Source organism: Salegentibacter tibetensis (assembly GCF_020164485.1).
Lineage (GTDB): Bacteria > Bacteroidota > Bacteroidia > Flavobacteriales > Flavobacteriaceae > Salegentibacter > Salegentibacter tibetensis.
On sequence record NZ_JAIQZA010000035.1, the window covers coordinates 1 to 14,829 of the forward strand.

Sequence of the window (14,829 nt, forward strand, 5' to 3'; positions counted from 1 at the left end):
TTCCGCATCCCACGGAAATAACCTGCTCGTAGTCAATTGCTTTCATCCCAATAAGTTTTTACATCACTTAAATTTAAGCAAAAAACTCATCGGTGTTTGCGTGGGCTAAATCATGGGTATTTCATAACTTAATTTTTATGGTTTGCCCTAATTTAAGGATTCGATGAAAAAGGTGTGAAACGCTCAAATATATAATTTTGTTAAACTTCCTACCAGATCTGACCTAAACCAAAAAGTAGTGCCGTGGCAAAGGTTGAAAGCGCTAAAATCTTTAGTTCGGGATCCAGGAGCGTGGCATTTTCATTTTCCACAACTCTTTTAAGATGAAGTATTAAAGGAATAAAAGCCAGGATATAAAGAAAGTCATTTAAACTCTCCAGGGTTAGCACGGTAAATATTACCAGGCAAAGTATGGCTCCAAGAATAAGCGAATAATGATAGTTTTTAGCATTTTTGGCGCCGAGTTTTACCACCAATGTATTCTTACCCGCTTTTTCGTCAGAAATCCGGTCTCGCATATTATTGAGATTTAGCACGCCCATACTTAAAAAACCTATGCTAAAGGCTGGAAGCAGTATTAACCAATTCCACTGGTGTGCATATAAAAAATAGGAACCATAGACTGCAACCAATCCGAAGAAAATAAAAACAAAAACATCTCCCAGCCCCCGATAGCCATAAGCCGATTTTCCCACGGTATATTTTATAGCTGCTGCAATTGCACCTATTCCAAGTATCAAAAATAATAAAGCATAGCCTAAATTTTCCTTTCCGAAAGCTGCATAAATAAGCAAAATGGCAAAAAGCAAAGTAACTACAGCGGTAATTATGATTCCCTGAAACATTTCCTTTTGGGAGATAAGTCCGCTTTGGATGGCACGTTGTGGCCCTACCCTATCTTCATTATCTGTTCCTTTTACACCGTCACCATAATCGTTGGCAAAATTTGAGAGTATTTGAAGGCCTAAAGTTGTAGCCAGCGCCAAACTAAATATGCTAATGCTAAAAGATCCTTCTGCTACAGCAGTGGTAGTTCCTACAATAATTCCGGAAACCGATAATGGTAAGGTTCTTAGTCTGGCAGCGCTAATCCAGGAGTTGAATTTTACCATACTTTTAGTTTAAAATCTTCACCATTAATTCTTTGAGTAAATCTCCGTGAGAAACATTCACTGCGCCCACACCTTTTCCTTTTACATCGCTTTCATGAAGTAAACCAATAACCTGGCTCACTTTTTTCATCGGATAATTTTTAGCTGCGGCTATATAATCGCCTACAAAATAAGGATGCACTTTAAGCTGTTTGGCTACGTTGGCTTTAGACTTATCGGGCAGGCCATGATATTGCATAATTTGCGAAAAATAGGAAAACAAAAGCGAAATAGTCACTACCATAGGATTGTCTTTCGGGTTTTGCGCAAAATAATTTACAATGCGATGAGCCTTCAAAGAATCCCGCATTCCTATGGCTTTTCGCAATTCAAAATTATTAAAATCCTTACTTATCCCTATATTTTGCTCAATAAGTTCAGGCGTAATTTGAGTCCCCTCAGGAGTAATAAGCTGAAGTTTATTTAATTCATTATCAATTTTGCCTAGATCAATTCCTAAAAATTCCACCAGCATTTGTGCTGCCTTGGGGGAAATAGTATAATTTCTGGCTTTTAAGGTCTTCATAATCCAATCGGCCACCTGGTTTTCGTACAGTCGCTTGCTTTCAAATAAAACCCCGTTTTTCTTCAGGACTTTAGAAAGCTTCTTTCGCTTATCAAGACTTTTGTATTTGTAACAAAAAACCAAAGTAGTGGTAGGCTGCGGATTTTCGGCATAAGCTACCAGGTTTTCTATGCTTCGGGAAAGGTCCTGGGCTTCTTTTACAATAATCACCTGTCTTTCGGCCATCATCGGGTAACGCTTGGCATTGCTAATAATTTCGCCTACACTGGTATCCCGGCCATACATTATAATTTGGTTGAAGCCTTTTTCCTCTTCGGCCAGTAAATTTTGCGCGATAAAATCTGAGATCCTGTCTATATAATAAGGCTCTTCGCCCATTAAAAAGTAAAGCGGCGAAACACTGCCTTTTTGAATATTGTTCACAATCTCTCTTGCTTCTTCCATTAACCTGAAGGTTTTTTTGAATTTTATTTTAAACCGAAGTTTGCCGCGCTGAGGTTTTGTTTTTTACTTTTGGCCTATGTTAGCGCTAAATTTCCCAAAATATACGTTTCGGTTCAAAAATAGTGAAAATAAAATAGCCGTTTTTGATGAACTCCGGAAAAAGTTTGTGGTCCTAACCCCTGAAGAATGGGTGAGACAACACGTGGTCAAATTCCTTACTTTAGATAAGAATTACCCCAAAAATCACATAAACGTTGAAAAGCAACTCAAACTGGGAAAACTTACGAAGCGATATGATGCTGTGGTTTTTTATCCTAACGGAAAAATAAAAGTGGTGGTAGAATGTAAAGCCCCGCATATTAAGATCACCCAGGATGTTTTTGATCAGATTGCAAGGTATAATCTAAGCCTAAAAGCCGATTTTTTAATGCTCACCAACGGCTTGCAACATTATTACTGCAAACTGGACTATGAGCAGGAGAAATATGATTTTCTAACTGAAATTCCAGGTTATTTTACTTCCAAAACTTCTGAAAACTCATGACAACCGCAGTAGTAATTTTAAACTGGAATGGCCGTGATTTGCTAAAGCAATTTCTGCCTTCCGTAATCAGTTTTTCTGAAGAAGCTAATATTTATGTAGCCGATAATGCTTCAACCGATGATTCGGTAGCATTTGTAAAAGAAAATTTTCCACAGGTAAAAATTATTCAAAATAAAGAAAACGGCGGATTTGCTAAAGGTTACAACGATGCGCTTTCCGGTCTGACCGAAGATATTTTTGTGCTTCTAAACAGCGACGTAGAAGTTACGGAAAACTGGTTAAAACCAATTCTTGAAATCTTTAATAATGAGCCTAAAACAGCCGCGCTTCAACCCAAAATACTGGATTTCAAGAAAAAAGATCATTTTGAATATGCCGGGGCCGCCGGTGGATTTATAGATAAATACGGATATCCGTTTTGCCGCGGAAGGATATTTGAAACTTTAGAAAAAGATTACGGGCAATATAATGAAGATGTTCCAATTTTTTGGGCTAGTGGTGCTTGTTTAGTTATAAGAAAAAACGTTTACTGGGAGGCCGGTGCACTCGATAAAGATTTTTTTGCTCATCAGGAAGAAATAGATTTATGCTGGAGAATTCATAACCTGGGCTACCAGGTTAAATCTTGCGGTGCCGCTATAGTTTACCACGTAGGAGGAGCTACCCTTGACAATATGAACCCCCGGAAGACATTTTTCAATTTTAGAAACAGCTTATATATGCTGCTGAAAAACGTACCAGCGCCCAATGTTTACGCGATTTTACTAATGAGGATGATTTTGGACGGCATCGCGGGAATGAAATTTATAGCTGCAGGAAAATTTTCACATTTATACGCTATCCTTCAGGCTCATAGTGCATTTTACCGTAACTTCAAAAAAATTCATTCAAAGCGAAAATCAGTACCAAAAAACACTGAATATTTTCAGTTAAAATCTATTATTTGGTCTTATTTTTGCTTAGGCAAAAAAGAATTTTCGAAATTAAAATAAAGGGATTCAAACTTATGTTATAGCTTCTTTTTCCGCTTTGCATTTTTTTGATACTTTTGAAAAATCTAACATTAATAACAATTACAAGATTATGAAACGAATTATGCTTTTATCGGCAACCGCCGTTCTTTTGTTTTCCTCTTGCGTATCTAATAAAAAATATGCTGAGCTTGAAGATAAACAAAAACAAACCCAGGACGAATTAAACACTGCTACCATTAAATTAAATGCATGTTTAGAGGACAAACAAAACCTTAACCAGCAAATCACAAGGCTTAACAATACCAATGCGGCATTATTAAACAACGTTGGTGATCTGGCTACTCTTTCTAAGAAAGAAGCAGAAAACCTTGAACGTTCTCTTGAAAGCATTAAAGAAAAGGACATGGCTATTACCAGAATGCGTGATGCCATTAACAAAAAAGATTCTGTAACTCTTGCCTTAGTAACCAGTTTAAAAGGTGCTTTGGGTAATATGAGCGACGAAGACATTGAGATTAATGTTGAAAAAGGTGTGGTTTACGTTTCTATCTCAGATAAACTTTTATTTGACAGTGGTAGATATAATGTAACCGATCGTGCTAAAGAAGTACTTGGTAAAGTTGCTACTGTAGTTAAAAACAAGCCGGACATCGAGTTTATGGTAGAAGGACATACTGATGATAAAGCTATCAAAACTTCTATGTTTGAAGATAACTGGGATCTTAGTGTAAAAAGAGCTACTTCTGTAGTTAGAATCCTTCAGGACGAGTTTGGTGTTGCACCAGCTAGAATGACTGCCGCAGGTAGAAGTTACTATGTTCCTGTTGCCGATAACGCAACTGAAGAAGGTCGTGCTAAAAACAGAAGAACAAGAATTGTAGTTCTTCCAAAATTAGACCAGTTCTACGGAATGATCGAAGAAGGAATGAAATCTGCTAACTAGGCTGATATAATTTCAAACTTATTATAAAAAAACCCCGCTTTTGCGGGGTTTTTTGTTTTTAAAAGTATTTCTGAAATTAAGATTTCAGGAAACGCAATAAAATTTCGTTGAATTCCTTTTTATGAGTCATTACCAATCCGTGCGGTGCACCTTCAATTATTTCAAAAGTACTATTTTTAACTAAATCCTTGCTTTTCTTACCAGCAAGTTCTATTGGAACGATCTCATCATCATCCCCGTGAACAATTAGCGTTGGCACATCAAACTGTTTTAAATCTCCCCTGAAGTCGGTTAAACCAAAAGAATCTACACAATCTATAGTTGCTTTTGCCGAAGCCTTGCAGGCAATACTCCAGTCGTAGTGTTTCTGGTCTTCGCTTATTCTATCCTTATTCTTTTCGAAATTATAAAACTTACCTCCAAAACCGGCCAGAAAACCTGCGCGGTCTTTCCTTATTTCTTCTTTAAATCCTTCAAAAACTTCTTTGTCGAGTCCATCGGGATTATCATCGGTTTTCAGCATAAAAGGTGGGACAGCTGATATCAACGCTGCTTTTTCAATATTCGCAGTTCCGTATTTTCCAATAAAACGGGCAACTTCCCCTCCACCCATGGAGAAACCAACTAATATAACATTGGAAAGTCCTAATACAGTAATAACATCATTTAAATCTGAAGCCAAAGTATCATAATCGTAAGCTTCCCAGGGTTTATCGCTATCACCAAATCCGCGGCGGTCGTAGCTTATACATCTAAATCCTGAATCTACAATTTTCTCAACCTGGTATTCCCACATTTTATGACTTAAAGGCCAGCCGTGAATAAGAATCACTGGTTGCCCTTCACCATAATCTTCGTAGGACAGTTTTATTTTATTTCCGTTTTCTTCGTTCTTGGTTTCTATATAATTCATTGCTTATTTTTTCTATTAAGATAGCAACTACAGTTCTCGATAAAAAAGTAAAGCCTGCATTTAGCAGGCTTTTAACGTGTTATCAAAAATTTTATTTAAAACTACATTATCTCAATACTGCCTTTTCCTTCCCTTATTACTTCTGGTTCAGAAGTGGTTAGATCTATAACGGTAGATGGAATATTATCTCCATAACCACCATCTATTACCAGGTCTACCAGGTGATCCCATTTTTCTTTAATCAGTTCTGGATCTGTGGTGTATTCTATAACCTCATCTTCATCATAGATAGAGGTAGAAACGATTGGATTCCCTAAAGTGGCAACAATGCTTTTGCATATAGCATTATCGGGTACCCTAATTCCTACGGTTTTCTTCTTTTTAAAGACATTTGGCAGGTTACTATTTCCAGGTAAGATAAATGTATAAGGCCCGGGAAGGTTTCTTTTTAGCACCTTAAAAGTTGCCGAGTCTATTTGTTTCACGTAATCTGAAAGATTGCTTAAATCTTCACAAATAAAAGAGAAGTTAGCCTTTTCAAGCTTTACGCCCTTAATTTGAGCGATCTTCTCTAAAGCCGAAGTATTGGTGATATCACAGCCTAAACCGTATACGGTATCGGTAGGGTAAATAATAAGCCCACCGTTCCTTAGTACTTCTACTACTTTATCAATATGTTTTTGACTTGGGTTCTTGTCGTAAATTTTAAGTAATTCAGCCATAGTTATAGATTTTAATAACCGAGAATTTACAAATTTTCGCGCAGATATTTCCAAATTGGTTTGATTAATCTGATTTAGAAACTTCACTTTCCAGCTTCAGCACTTTACTGCCATCTTCCTGTTCTATAAAAAGTGCTTTATTTCCTTTTTCTCCTTTTCGGGTTATCTCGCTTCCATCTATAGTTTTGTTGACCTCTTCCGCATAGGTCTTAACAACCTTCCCTTCAGCTTTTCCATTTCCCCATTTCCAACTGACTTTACTTCCCTCTTTAATCATAATTTTTTATTTTGAAGGTAAAAAGAAAGCCGCTTGACGCGGCTTTATATAACAGAAGTTTAACGAGATTTAGGAGATTAATTTCAGCTTTGCGAATCTTAGCAACAACTTTTTAATTCCGCCGTTTTCAAAATCAATTTCAGCTTTTTTGTCCTGTCCCACGCCATCTATGGCCAGTACTTTTCCTTTCCCAAAACGCATATGTTCTACCACGTTTCCAGCTTCAAGCTTTATAGCATTCGTGGCTTTTTCGGGTTCAGGGCTGGCGGGTTTTAATTTCCGCAGCTTCCTTAACTGAGATTCACTAGGTTTATGTGCCGGGGGTGGAGTCCCTTTTTTAGGTTTGCTTTGGCGCAGTTTACTTTTATCAACATCATCGCCAAAAATATCAGTGTCTATTAGCGGTTTATATTTATAGTCATCCTGCGGAATCATATAATCCATATACTGCTCGTCTACCTCTTCTATAAACCTACTCGGTTCTGCATCTACAAGTTTTCCCCAGCGGTAGCGGGATTGCGTATAAGTTAGGTAGGCTTGTTTTTCTGCCCGGGTAAGCGCCACATAAAATAAGCGCCGCTCTTCTTCCAGCTCACTTCGGGTATTCATACTCATTCCCGAAGGAAAGAGATCTTCTTCCAAACCAACAATATATACGTATGGAAACTCCAGTCCTTTTGCCAGGTGAATGGTCATTAAAGCCACTCGGTCGTCATCGCCGGTGTCTTTATCCATATCGGTGGCCAGTGCAACGTCTTCCAGGAATTCAGCTAAAGAACCATTGGCATCGGCAAGTTCTTTTTGGCCTTCTACAAAATCCTTGATCCCGTTAAGTAATTCTTCAATATTTTCAATTCTGGCAATACCTTCCGGAGTACCGTCCTTTTTTAATTCCTGAACCAAACCTGTTTTTTTGGTCACCGTATCGGCAACGGTAAACGCATCGGCATTTTCGGCTAAAATCGTGAAACTCTTTATCATGTTCACGAAATTGTCCAGCTTGGTACGCGTACTCTTATTGATCTTAAGATCCAGATGATCTATATTTTCAATAATTTCAAAAATGGTTTTCCCATATTGATTCCCCGCAATGCTCAGTTTATCCATCGTGGTTTGCCCAATTCCCCGTGCGGGGTAATTGATTACTCTCTTTAAAGCCTCTTCATCTTTAGGATTAATCAGCAGGCGTAAATAAGACAGGACATCCTTAATTTCTTTACGCTGGTAGAATGAAAGTCCGCCGTAAATTCTGTAAGGAATTTCCTTTTTTCTAAGGGCATCTTCCATCGCCCTACTTTGCGCGTTGGTTCTATATAAAATGGCAAAATCACCATTATTCATCTGATTTTGCATTCTATTTTCAAATATAGAACCGGCAACAAAACGGCCTTCTTCCCCATCGGTTAGGAGGCGGTTGACCACAATCTTTGGCCCTTCATCATTAGCAGTCCAAACTATTTTTTCTAGTTTGGTTTTATTCTTTTCAATTATAGAGTTTGCCGCATTTACAATATTCTTGGTAGAGCGATAATTTTGCTCCAAACGGTACATTTGCACGTTATCGTAATCCTTTTGGAAATTCAGGATATTATTAATATTCGCTCCGCGGAAGGCATAAATACTCTGCGCATCATCTCCCACCACGCATATATTCTGAAATTTATCTGAAAGTGCTTTTACAATCAAATACTGCGAATGATTCGTATCCTGATACTCATCTACCAGAATATATCTGAAACGATTCTGGTATTTATGAAGCACTTCGGGAAAACGATTTAAAAGCTCGTTTGTTTTCAGCAAAAGATCATCAAAATCCATCGCACCGGCTTTAAAACAACGCTCCACATATTCCTGATAGATTTCTCCCAAACGCGGTTTTTTAGACATCGCATCGGCTTCCTTCAACTCCGGGTTTTGGAAATAAGCTTTTACGGTAATTAAGCTGTTCTTATAGGAAGAAATCCGGCTGTAAACCTGTTTATATTTATAAACGTCTTTATCGAGGCGCATATCTTTAATAATCGCCCTGATCACGCTTTGAGAATCTTGTGTATCGTAAATGGTGAAGTTTGAAGGATAGCCCAATTTATCGGCTTCAAAACGCAAGATTTTGGCGAAAATAGAGTGAAAAGTTCCCATCCAGAGATTCTTCGCTTCGCTGTTACCAACAATTTTAGCGATACGGGTTTTCATTTCCCGGGCCGCTTTATTGGTAAAGGTGAGCGATAAAATATTAAAAGGGTCTACTCCCTGGCTCATTAAGTAAGCAATACGATAGGTAAGCACCCTGGTTTTCCCAGATCCTGCTCCTGCAATCACAATCATGGCGCCATCTTTTTGCAAAACAGGCGCGCGCTGTGCGTCATTTAATTCGGCTAAATAAGCTTCCAATATTTTTCCTTTTTTAAAAGCTGAAAGGTAACCAAAATGCGTAAAAAAGGAAACCTGGAAGTAGTTGATTTTTCGAACAATTAAGTATGCATTCTCAGTATTGATAGATATTTTAATATATTTAAACCCGATTGTTTTTACATCAGAATCTTTAACTTATGAAAATCAGACTATTTTTCCTTATATGCTTATTGAGCCTGGGAATAATGAAAGCACAGGTACCAGAAGCTGGCAATGTTATCCCTGAATATGGTGCCACATATCATATTAGTTCTCCAGATTTTAAGACCGATACATCATCTGTCTTAAAAGTAGTATTTGATGTAAACCGTAACTTTGCAAGCAATGAACCAAACAAACTTATCGAAACTGCTGCCCGCTTCCTGAATATGCATGAAAAAGCCGGTGTAGATTTAAGAAATATGGAGATTGCATTGGTAGTACACGGTAGTGCCATTAATGATGTACTTAGAGATAAGTTTTATACCAAAAAATATCCACAGACTAATTCAAATCCCAATCTGCCTTTGCTCGATGAACTTACAAAACATGGCGTTCAGGTTATATTATGTGGGCAGAGTGCTAAACATCATAAGGTAACAACAGAAAAAGCAGCCAATGATGTGAAAATTGCGCTTTCAGCTATGACAGCCTTAGTTCAGCTTCAAAATATGGATTATCGAATTATTAATTTCTAAAAAACAGCAAGATGAAAACACCCCTACTTTTCTTATTTTTTTTAACCGGATTTATCCAGGCGCAAAATACTATTCCCGAAAGTGATTTCGAGGAACTTGAAGAACAGGTTATAGAATGGAGAAGAGATTTCCATCAACATCCCGAATTAGGAAACAGGGAATTTGAAACAGCAAAAAAAATCGCTGCACATTTAGAATCACTGGGGATAGAAGTTCAGACGGGCGTTGCTAAAACCGGGGTAGTTGGAATTCTAAAAGGGAATCGTCCGGGAAAAGTAGTAGGATTGAGAGCTGATATTGATGGGCTCCCGGTTAAAGAGCGAACCGATGTCCCTTTTAAATCTGTTGCAACAAGTGAATTTCGTGGGGAGCAGGTTCCTGTAATGCATGCCTGCGGCCACGACACCCATATCGCAATTTTAATGGGAGTAGCAGAGATTCTTTCCAAAAACAATGATTTTCCGGGAACTGTAAAATTTATTTTCCAACCGGCAGAAGAAGGCGCCCCTCCCGGTGAAGAGGGTGGAGCTAAGCTGATGGTTGAAGAGAACGTTCTAAAAAATCCTGATGTGGATGCCATTTTTGGTTTGCATATTTCTGCAGATAAAGATGTAAATACTATATCCTACAAACCTGAGGGTATCATGGCTGCTTCACAAAGTTTTGAGATCAAGGTCAAAGGAAAACAGAGCCACGGTTCTACACCCTGGAGTGGTATAGATCCTATTATGGCTTCGGTAAAAATAATTGATGGACTTCAAACAATTATATCCAGGGAAGCAGAACTTACTCAGGAAGCCGCTGTTCTTTCTATAGGAAAAATAGAAAGCGGGGTAAGAAGTAATATTATTCCGGAAGAGGCCACCATTATTGGAACTTTACGAACTCTGGATGTAGATATGCAAAAAATGATCAATAAAAGAATGGAGGAAATGGTGCCTGCACTGGCTGCAGCATATAGAGCCGAAGCTACCATAGAAATTGCCAAAGGTTATCCAATAACCTACAATGATCCTGAGCTTACCGCTAAAATGCTTCCAACCTTACAAAAAGTAGCCGGAGAAGAGAATGTTGTTAATATTAAGGCTATAACCGGAGCTGAAGATTTTTCATTTTTTGCTCAAGAAATTCCCGGTTTGTATTTTTTCCTTGGCGGAAAAACTCCTGGCGTAGTAAATCCTGCACCACATCATACTCCCGATTTCTTTATTGATGAAAGCGGTTTGTTACTGGGCGTAAAAACTTTGTCACAACTGGCTATAGACTACTTAAACCAGTAAAAATGGAAGGTGTTTTTAGCTTTTTAGCGGTAATTCCCTGGTGGGGATGGATTCTTATTTTTATCGTTTTAATAGCTATAAAAGATATTTTTTTTAACCGCGAACACACTATAAAGCATAATTTTCCCGTGGTGGGACACCTGCGGTATTTTTTGGAAGGAATTGGTCCGGAATTACGTCAATATATTGTTGCCAGCAACAGGGACGAGTTACCTTTTAACCGTATAGAACGGGGCTGGATTTATGCTTCAGCAAAAAATGAAAACAATTACGAAGGTTTTGGAACCGATCAGGATATATTTTCAACACATTATATCTTTATAAATAATGCGATGATCCCCTTCAACCTTAAAGAAGATCATCCCAATAAAATTGACCCAAACTTTATAGCGTGCGGAAAAGTAATGGGAAAATTCAACAACCGGAAACGACCCTTTAGGCCCGGTTCAATTATCAATGTTTCTGCGATGAGTTTTGGTGCCCTTTCGGCTAAAGCCGTAGAAGCTATGAATGAAGGTTGTAAACAAGCCGGGGCTTACCATAATACCGGGGAAGGCGGACTTTCACAATACCACCAAAAAGGCGCTGATGTGGTTTTTCATTTTGGAACCGGTTATTTTGGGGTCCGGGACGAAGAAGGAAACTTTTCAATGGATAGAATGGTGAAATTAGTAGAAGATAATCCGCAGATTAGGGCTATTGAAATCAAGCTTTCACAGGGTGCTAAACCAGGAAAAGGTGGTGTCTTACCCGCTTCAAAAATCACTAAAGAAATTGCTGAAATCAGGCATGTACCTATTGGCAAAGATGTGCTTTCGCCTCCTAACCATACCGCCTTTAGCAATATCCCTGAAATGATAGATTTTATTGAAGAAATTGCCGATGCCACCGGGCTTCCGGTTGGGATAAAATCGGCGGTGGGAAGATTAAACCAATGGGAAGAACTCGCCGCGATTATGGCAAGAACAAAACGTGGCCCCGATTTTATCGCCATAGATGGAGGAGAAGGTGGTACCGGTGCTGCACCACCAAGTTTTGCCGATCACGTTTCTCTACCCTGGATCTACGCTTTTACCGATGTGTATAAAATATTTCTTAACGAAGGAATTACCGATAGAATTGTATTTATTGGCAGTGGGAAACTCGGTTTTCCAGCCAAAGCTGCAATGGCCTTCGCCCTTGGCGCCGATTGTATAAATGTGGCCCGGGAGGCGATGATGAGCATTGGTTGCATACAGGCACAGGCCTGTCACAACAACACCTGCCCTACCGGCGTTGCTACGCAAAACAAATGGTTGCAGGCAGGAATAAACGTAAAGGACAAATCGAAAAGAGTGAATTATTACTTTACAAAATTCAGAAAAGAACTGCTGGAGATAACGCACGCCTGCGGTTACGAACATCCTGCGCAATTCACCATGGACGATGTAGAAATAAATTTGAGCGACAAGAACCTGGCAAAAACCCTGGCCACTACTTTTGCATATCACAAAGAAAAAGTACCTTTCGACGGTATTCAGGTGCATATGGATTGCCCACATCTAGGCGGCATACATAAGCAAAAAGAAGTTACAACCAAAGAAGCAGAAACCGAAGAGACCTCGGTACATAATAAGAACGAATGAACCAGATAGAACTTTCCCAAATACTTTTAGCTATTTTGCCGGCTTTAATCGTTGGTGTGGTAGCCTTTTATTTTTTTAGCTCCTATAATAAAAATGAAGAAAACCGCAGACGGTTTTTATTGCATAGGGAAAATCAAAAAACAGCGCTTCCTTTAAAATTACAGGCTTATGAACGAATGACGCTCTTTCTGGAACGCATCTCTCCCGGGAAAATCCTGTTTAGGGTAAAACCAAATTCCGATGACAAAGAAGCTTACGAGCGATTATTGATCAACACCATAGAACAGGAATTTGAGCATAACCTCGCACAGCAAATTTATCTTTCTGTTGAATGTTGGGATTATATAAAAACAGCAAAAAATGCTACTATAGGAATCATTCGGAAGGCAAACCAGCAGGAAAGTGTAACCGATGCCGACAAATTAAGGGAAGTGATTCTCAAAAATCTAATAGAAAAACAATCTCCTACTGAAGCTGCCATCGCTTACCTAAAAAATGAAGTAAAACGTTTCATTTAAAATAACCCAAAGAAACTTTTGCGTTTGGTAGCCAGGAATTGCAAATGTTTTTCTTTGGCGTGATCGTAACCTTGTTGCCACCATTCACCCATTAATTTTTTATTAAAAACCAGTGAGTTTTCAGTCAATTTTGTAGGAGTGTAATACGTATTCAGTTTTACCTTTTTATTTAAAGCTGCTAGTTTTCCTTCTACGATGTCGTGATATTCTACCTGGTCCAGTAAAAATCCAAAAAGGTTAATCATTAAAGAAAATGGATTTTTACCCAGCACTTTATTATATTCCATATTTTCGGCTTCCAGGATAATTGCGTCTACCTCAGTTGCACCGCGTTTTATGGCTTCCCGAATAGGCACCACGCAACCCAACCCACCATCGGCATATTCAAATCCGTCTTTTTTGGCGAGACTCATAAAAGGAATGTAATTACAGCTTATCCAGATCCAGTCGCAAAAATCTTCATAAGAAAAATCCTTAATCGACTTATATTCTACGCGGTTTTTAGATAAATTTGAAACAGTAACAATCACATCTTCAACCTGGCTTTTCAGCTGATTGAAATTCTCTTCAGAAAAATTATTTTTTATATGTTTTCTGAGATTCTGGCTTTCTCCAAAGGTTCTTCTCTTCCGCACAAATTGCCAGAACATATTAAAGTAATTGATGGTCACATATTCACGGCCTTCTTTTCGCTTTACCACAAAAGGATTAATACTAAAAATCTTGCGCTGGTTTACATTGGTGTAGATGTCGTAAACCTTATCTATATTTCCCATGGCGAGGTGTGGAATAAGTAAGCTTCCGGTTGAAGTGCCCAGAAACAAATCGTATTCCTTGCCTTCCTCCTGAATTAAATATTGGGCCACGCCGCCTGCAAAAGCGCCTTTACTCCCACCGCCAGATATTACCAGTGCCCGCATTAAAGTTCAATTTGATTAATTTCTTCGCTTTTTTCCCGGGCAAAATTGTAACCACTTCTCCACCAGGACTTCATTTGCTTTTCATCAAAAATAAGGGAATTGGTAGTCAATACCGTAGGCGTGTAATAAAAATTTATAGTTACATTCTTATTAGCAGCTGCAAATTTTCCTATTTTAATATTTTGCTTTTCAATCCTATCCAGCATAAACCGAAACAAATTAGTGATCAGTCCAAAAACGTTTTTGGAAGGCATTCTATTATAAAAAGTAGCCTCAGTCTGTAATATTACCGCGTCAATATGTGTAGCCCCTCGTTTTATCGCTTCTTCTATAGGCACCATTGTCCCTAATCCACCATCGGCATATTCACAACCTTTTTTTTGCACCAAACTCATAAAAGGTGTGTAATTGCAGGAAATCCAGATCCACTCACAGAACTCTTTATAATCAAAATCCTTAATCGATTTATATTCAACCGCATTCAAAGAAATATTAGAAACAGTAACCACAACATCTTTCGCTCCCGCTTGCAAGCTCAAAAATTCTTCTTTGGTTAAAGTGGCTTCTATAAGTTTTTTTAGGTTTTTACTTTCGCCAAAAGTCTTTTTTCCTTTCAGAAAATTAATAAGCACATTAAAATGGTTAATGCTTATTTGATCGTACCCGTGCTGCCGCTTGATAAGAAAAGGACGATTGCTAAAAATACTGGATTGATTTACTGAAGTGTAAATATCTTTTATCTTTTCACACTTATTCAAGGCCAGGTGTGAAATTAGCAAACTTCCCGTTGAAGTTCCTAAATATAGATCGTAATCACGTTTTAATTCTTCAATTAAATACTGGGCAACACCACCGGCAAAAGCGCCTTTACTGCCTCCTCCAGATATTACCAATGCTCGCATA

At 38.4% G+C, this 14,829-nt stretch carries 15 protein-coding genes; 7 read left to right on the forward strand and 8 right to left on the reverse strand.

The features are described 5' to 3' along the window. Window positions 1–209: 209 nt before the first annotated feature. Together LB467_RS15265 and holA are read right to left on the reverse strand one after the other, a co-directional pair. A complete protein-coding gene (locus LB467_RS15265) occupies window positions 210–1,112 on the reverse strand; it encodes a 1,4-dihydroxy-2-naphthoate polyprenyltransferase (protein ID WP_224474919.1) in 903 nt (300 codons plus the stop codon). A gap of 4 nt (window positions 1,113–1,116) precedes the next feature. Next, window positions 1,117–2,121 (reverse strand): DNA polymerase III subunit delta, encoded by a 1,005-nt coding sequence (gene holA / locus LB467_RS15270; RefSeq protein ID WP_224474920.1) that lies wholly within the window; start codon window positions 2,119–2,121, stop codon window positions 1,117–1,119. A 76-nt stretch (window positions 2,122–2,197) separates the two neighbouring features. Here holA and LB467_RS15275 point away from each other — a divergent pair, with 76 nt between their 5' ends. The 3 genes from LB467_RS15275 to LB467_RS15285 all read left to right on the forward strand — a co-directional run bounded on the left by LB467_RS15275 (window position 2,198) and on the right by LB467_RS15285 (window position 4,582). Then, entirely contained in the window at window positions 2,198–2,665 is a 468-nt protein-coding gene (locus LB467_RS15275) for a type I restriction enzyme HsdR N-terminal domain-containing protein (RefSeq protein WP_224474921.1), read from the forward strand. Beyond that, window positions 2,662–3,657: a glycosyltransferase family 2 protein gene (locus tag LB467_RS15280; RefSeq protein WP_224474922.1), complete on the forward strand. Its 996-nt coding sequence runs from the start codon at window positions 2,662–2,664 to the stop codon at window positions 3,655–3,657. The genes LB467_RS15275 and LB467_RS15280 overlap by 4 nt, the downstream gene beginning before the upstream one ends. Window positions 3,658–3,748: 91 nt before the next feature. Continuing rightward, a complete protein-coding gene (locus tag LB467_RS15285; protein WP_224474923.1) occupies window positions 3,749–4,582 on the forward strand; it encodes an OmpA/MotB family protein in 834 nt (277 codons plus the stop codon). Between the two features lie 76 nt (window positions 4,583–4,658). Here the strand turns inward: LB467_RS15285 and LB467_RS15290 are convergent, their stop codons facing one another. From LB467_RS15290 to LB467_RS15305, 4 genes are all read right to left on the reverse strand, one after another. After that, window positions 4,659–5,495: an alpha/beta fold hydrolase gene (locus tag LB467_RS15290; protein WP_224474924.1), complete on the reverse strand. Its 837-nt coding sequence runs from the start codon at window positions 5,493–5,495 to the stop codon at window positions 4,659–4,661. 101 nt (window positions 5,496–5,596) lie between these two features. Next, window positions 5,597–6,217 (reverse strand): L-threonylcarbamoyladenylate synthase, encoded by a 621-nt coding sequence (locus LB467_RS15295; protein WP_224474925.1) that lies wholly within the window; start codon window positions 6,215–6,217, stop codon window positions 5,597–5,599. 64 nt (window positions 6,218–6,281) lie between these two features. Further along, the gene (locus tag LB467_RS15300) at window positions 6,282–6,494 is read right to left on the reverse strand and encodes a hypervirulence associated TUDOR domain-containing protein (protein WP_224474926.1); all 213 of its coding nucleotides are present in this window, start codon (window positions 6,492–6,494) and stop codon (window positions 6,282–6,284) included. A gap of 69 nt (window positions 6,495–6,563) precedes the next feature. Beyond that, a complete protein-coding gene (locus LB467_RS15305) occupies window positions 6,564–8,885 on the reverse strand; it encodes an ATP-dependent helicase (protein ID WP_224474927.1) in 2,322 nt (773 codons plus the stop codon). A 206-nt stretch (window positions 8,886–9,091) separates the two neighbouring features. Between LB467_RS15305 and LB467_RS15310 the strand changes: the two genes are divergently transcribed. From LB467_RS15310 to LB467_RS15325, 4 genes are read left to right on the forward strand one after another with little or no spacing between them, the layout of a single operon-like run. Then, on the forward strand, window positions 9,092–9,583 hold the full coding sequence (locus LB467_RS15310) for a DsrE family protein (protein ID WP_224474928.1): 492 nt from the start codon (window positions 9,092–9,094) through the stop codon (window positions 9,581–9,583). 11 nt (window positions 9,584–9,594) lie between these two features. Then, window positions 9,595–10,863 carry an amidohydrolase gene (locus tag LB467_RS15315; RefSeq protein WP_224474929.1) on the forward strand — a complete coding sequence of 423 codons (1,269 nt, stop codon included), beginning with the start codon at window positions 9,595–9,597 and terminating at the stop codon, window positions 10,861–10,863. A 2-nt stretch (window positions 10,864–10,865) separates the two neighbouring features. Continuing rightward, a complete protein-coding gene (locus tag LB467_RS15320; RefSeq protein ID WP_224474930.1) occupies window positions 10,866–12,488 on the forward strand; it encodes an FMN-binding glutamate synthase family protein in 1,623 nt (540 codons plus the stop codon). Next, complete coding sequence (locus LB467_RS15325) at window positions 12,485–13,006, forward strand: DUF7935 family protein (protein WP_224474931.1); 522 nt, start codon at window positions 12,485–12,487, stop codon at window positions 13,004–13,006. The genes LB467_RS15320 and LB467_RS15325 overlap by 4 nt, the downstream gene beginning before the upstream one ends. Here LB467_RS15325 and LB467_RS15330 read toward each other — a convergent pair. Then, window positions 13,003–13,926, reverse strand: a complete 924-nt coding sequence (locus LB467_RS15330) for a patatin-like phospholipase family protein (RefSeq protein ID WP_224474932.1) — start codon at window positions 13,924–13,926, stop codon at window positions 13,003–13,005. The genes LB467_RS15325 and LB467_RS15330 overlap by 4 nt on opposite strands. Continuing rightward, window positions 13,926–14,828, reverse strand: coding sequence for a patatin-like phospholipase family protein (locus tag LB467_RS15335; RefSeq protein ID WP_224474933.1), 903 nt, complete (start codon window positions 14,826–14,828; stop codon window positions 13,926–13,928). The genes LB467_RS15330 and LB467_RS15335 overlap by 1 nt, the downstream gene beginning before the upstream one ends. Between the last annotated feature and the right edge of the window lies 1 nt (window position 14,829).

Coding starts and splice junctions, on each gene's coding strand:
- LB467_RS15300 (WP_224474926.1), bottom strand. CDS start 6,494: ATGATTAAAGAGGGAAGTAAAGTCAGTTGGAAATGGGGAAATGGAAAA.
- LB467_RS15315 (WP_224474929.1), top strand. CDS start 9,595: ATGAAAACACCCCTACTTTTCTTATTTTTTTTAACCGGATTTATCCAG.
- LB467_RS15310 (WP_224474928.1), top strand. CDS start 9,092: ATGAAAGCACAGGTACCAGAAGCTGGCAATGTTATCCCTGAATATGGT.
- LB467_RS15320 (WP_224474930.1), top strand. CDS start 10,866: ATGGAAGGTGTTTTTAGCTTTTTAGCGGTAATTCCCTGGTGGGGATGG.
- LB467_RS15265 (WP_224474919.1), bottom strand. CDS start 1,112: ATGGTAAAATTCAACTCCTGGATTAGCGCTGCCAGACTAAGAACCTTA.
- LB467_RS15285 (WP_224474923.1), top strand. CDS start 3,749: ATGAAACGAATTATGCTTTTATCGGCAACCGCCGTTCTTTTGTTTTCC.
- LB467_RS15330 (WP_224474932.1), bottom strand. CDS start 13,926: ATGCGGGCACTGGTAATATCTGGCGGTGGGAGTAAAGGCGCTTTTGCA.
- LB467_RS15295 (WP_224474925.1), bottom strand. CDS start 6,217: ATGGCTGAATTACTTAAAATTTACGACAAGAACCCAAGTCAAAAACAT.
- LB467_RS15280 (WP_224474922.1), top strand. CDS start 2,662: ATGACAACCGCAGTAGTAATTTTAAACTGGAATGGCCGTGATTTGCTA.
- LB467_RS15325 (WP_224474931.1), top strand. CDS start 12,485: ATGAACCAGATAGAACTTTCCCAAATACTTTTAGCTATTTTGCCGGCT.
- LB467_RS15335 (WP_224474933.1), bottom strand. CDS start 14,828: ATGCGAGCATTGGTAATATCTGGAGGAGGCAGTAAAGGCGCTTTTGCC.
- LB467_RS15290 (WP_224474924.1), bottom strand. CDS start 5,495: ATGAATTATATAGAAACCAAGAACGAAGAAAACGGAAATAAAATAAAA.
- LB467_RS15275 (WP_224474921.1), top strand. CDS start 2,198: ATGTTAGCGCTAAATTTCCCAAAATATACGTTTCGGTTCAAAAATAGT.
- holA (WP_224474920.1), bottom strand. CDS start 2,121: ATGGAAGAAGCAAGAGAGATTGTGAACAATATTCAAAAAGGCAGTGTT.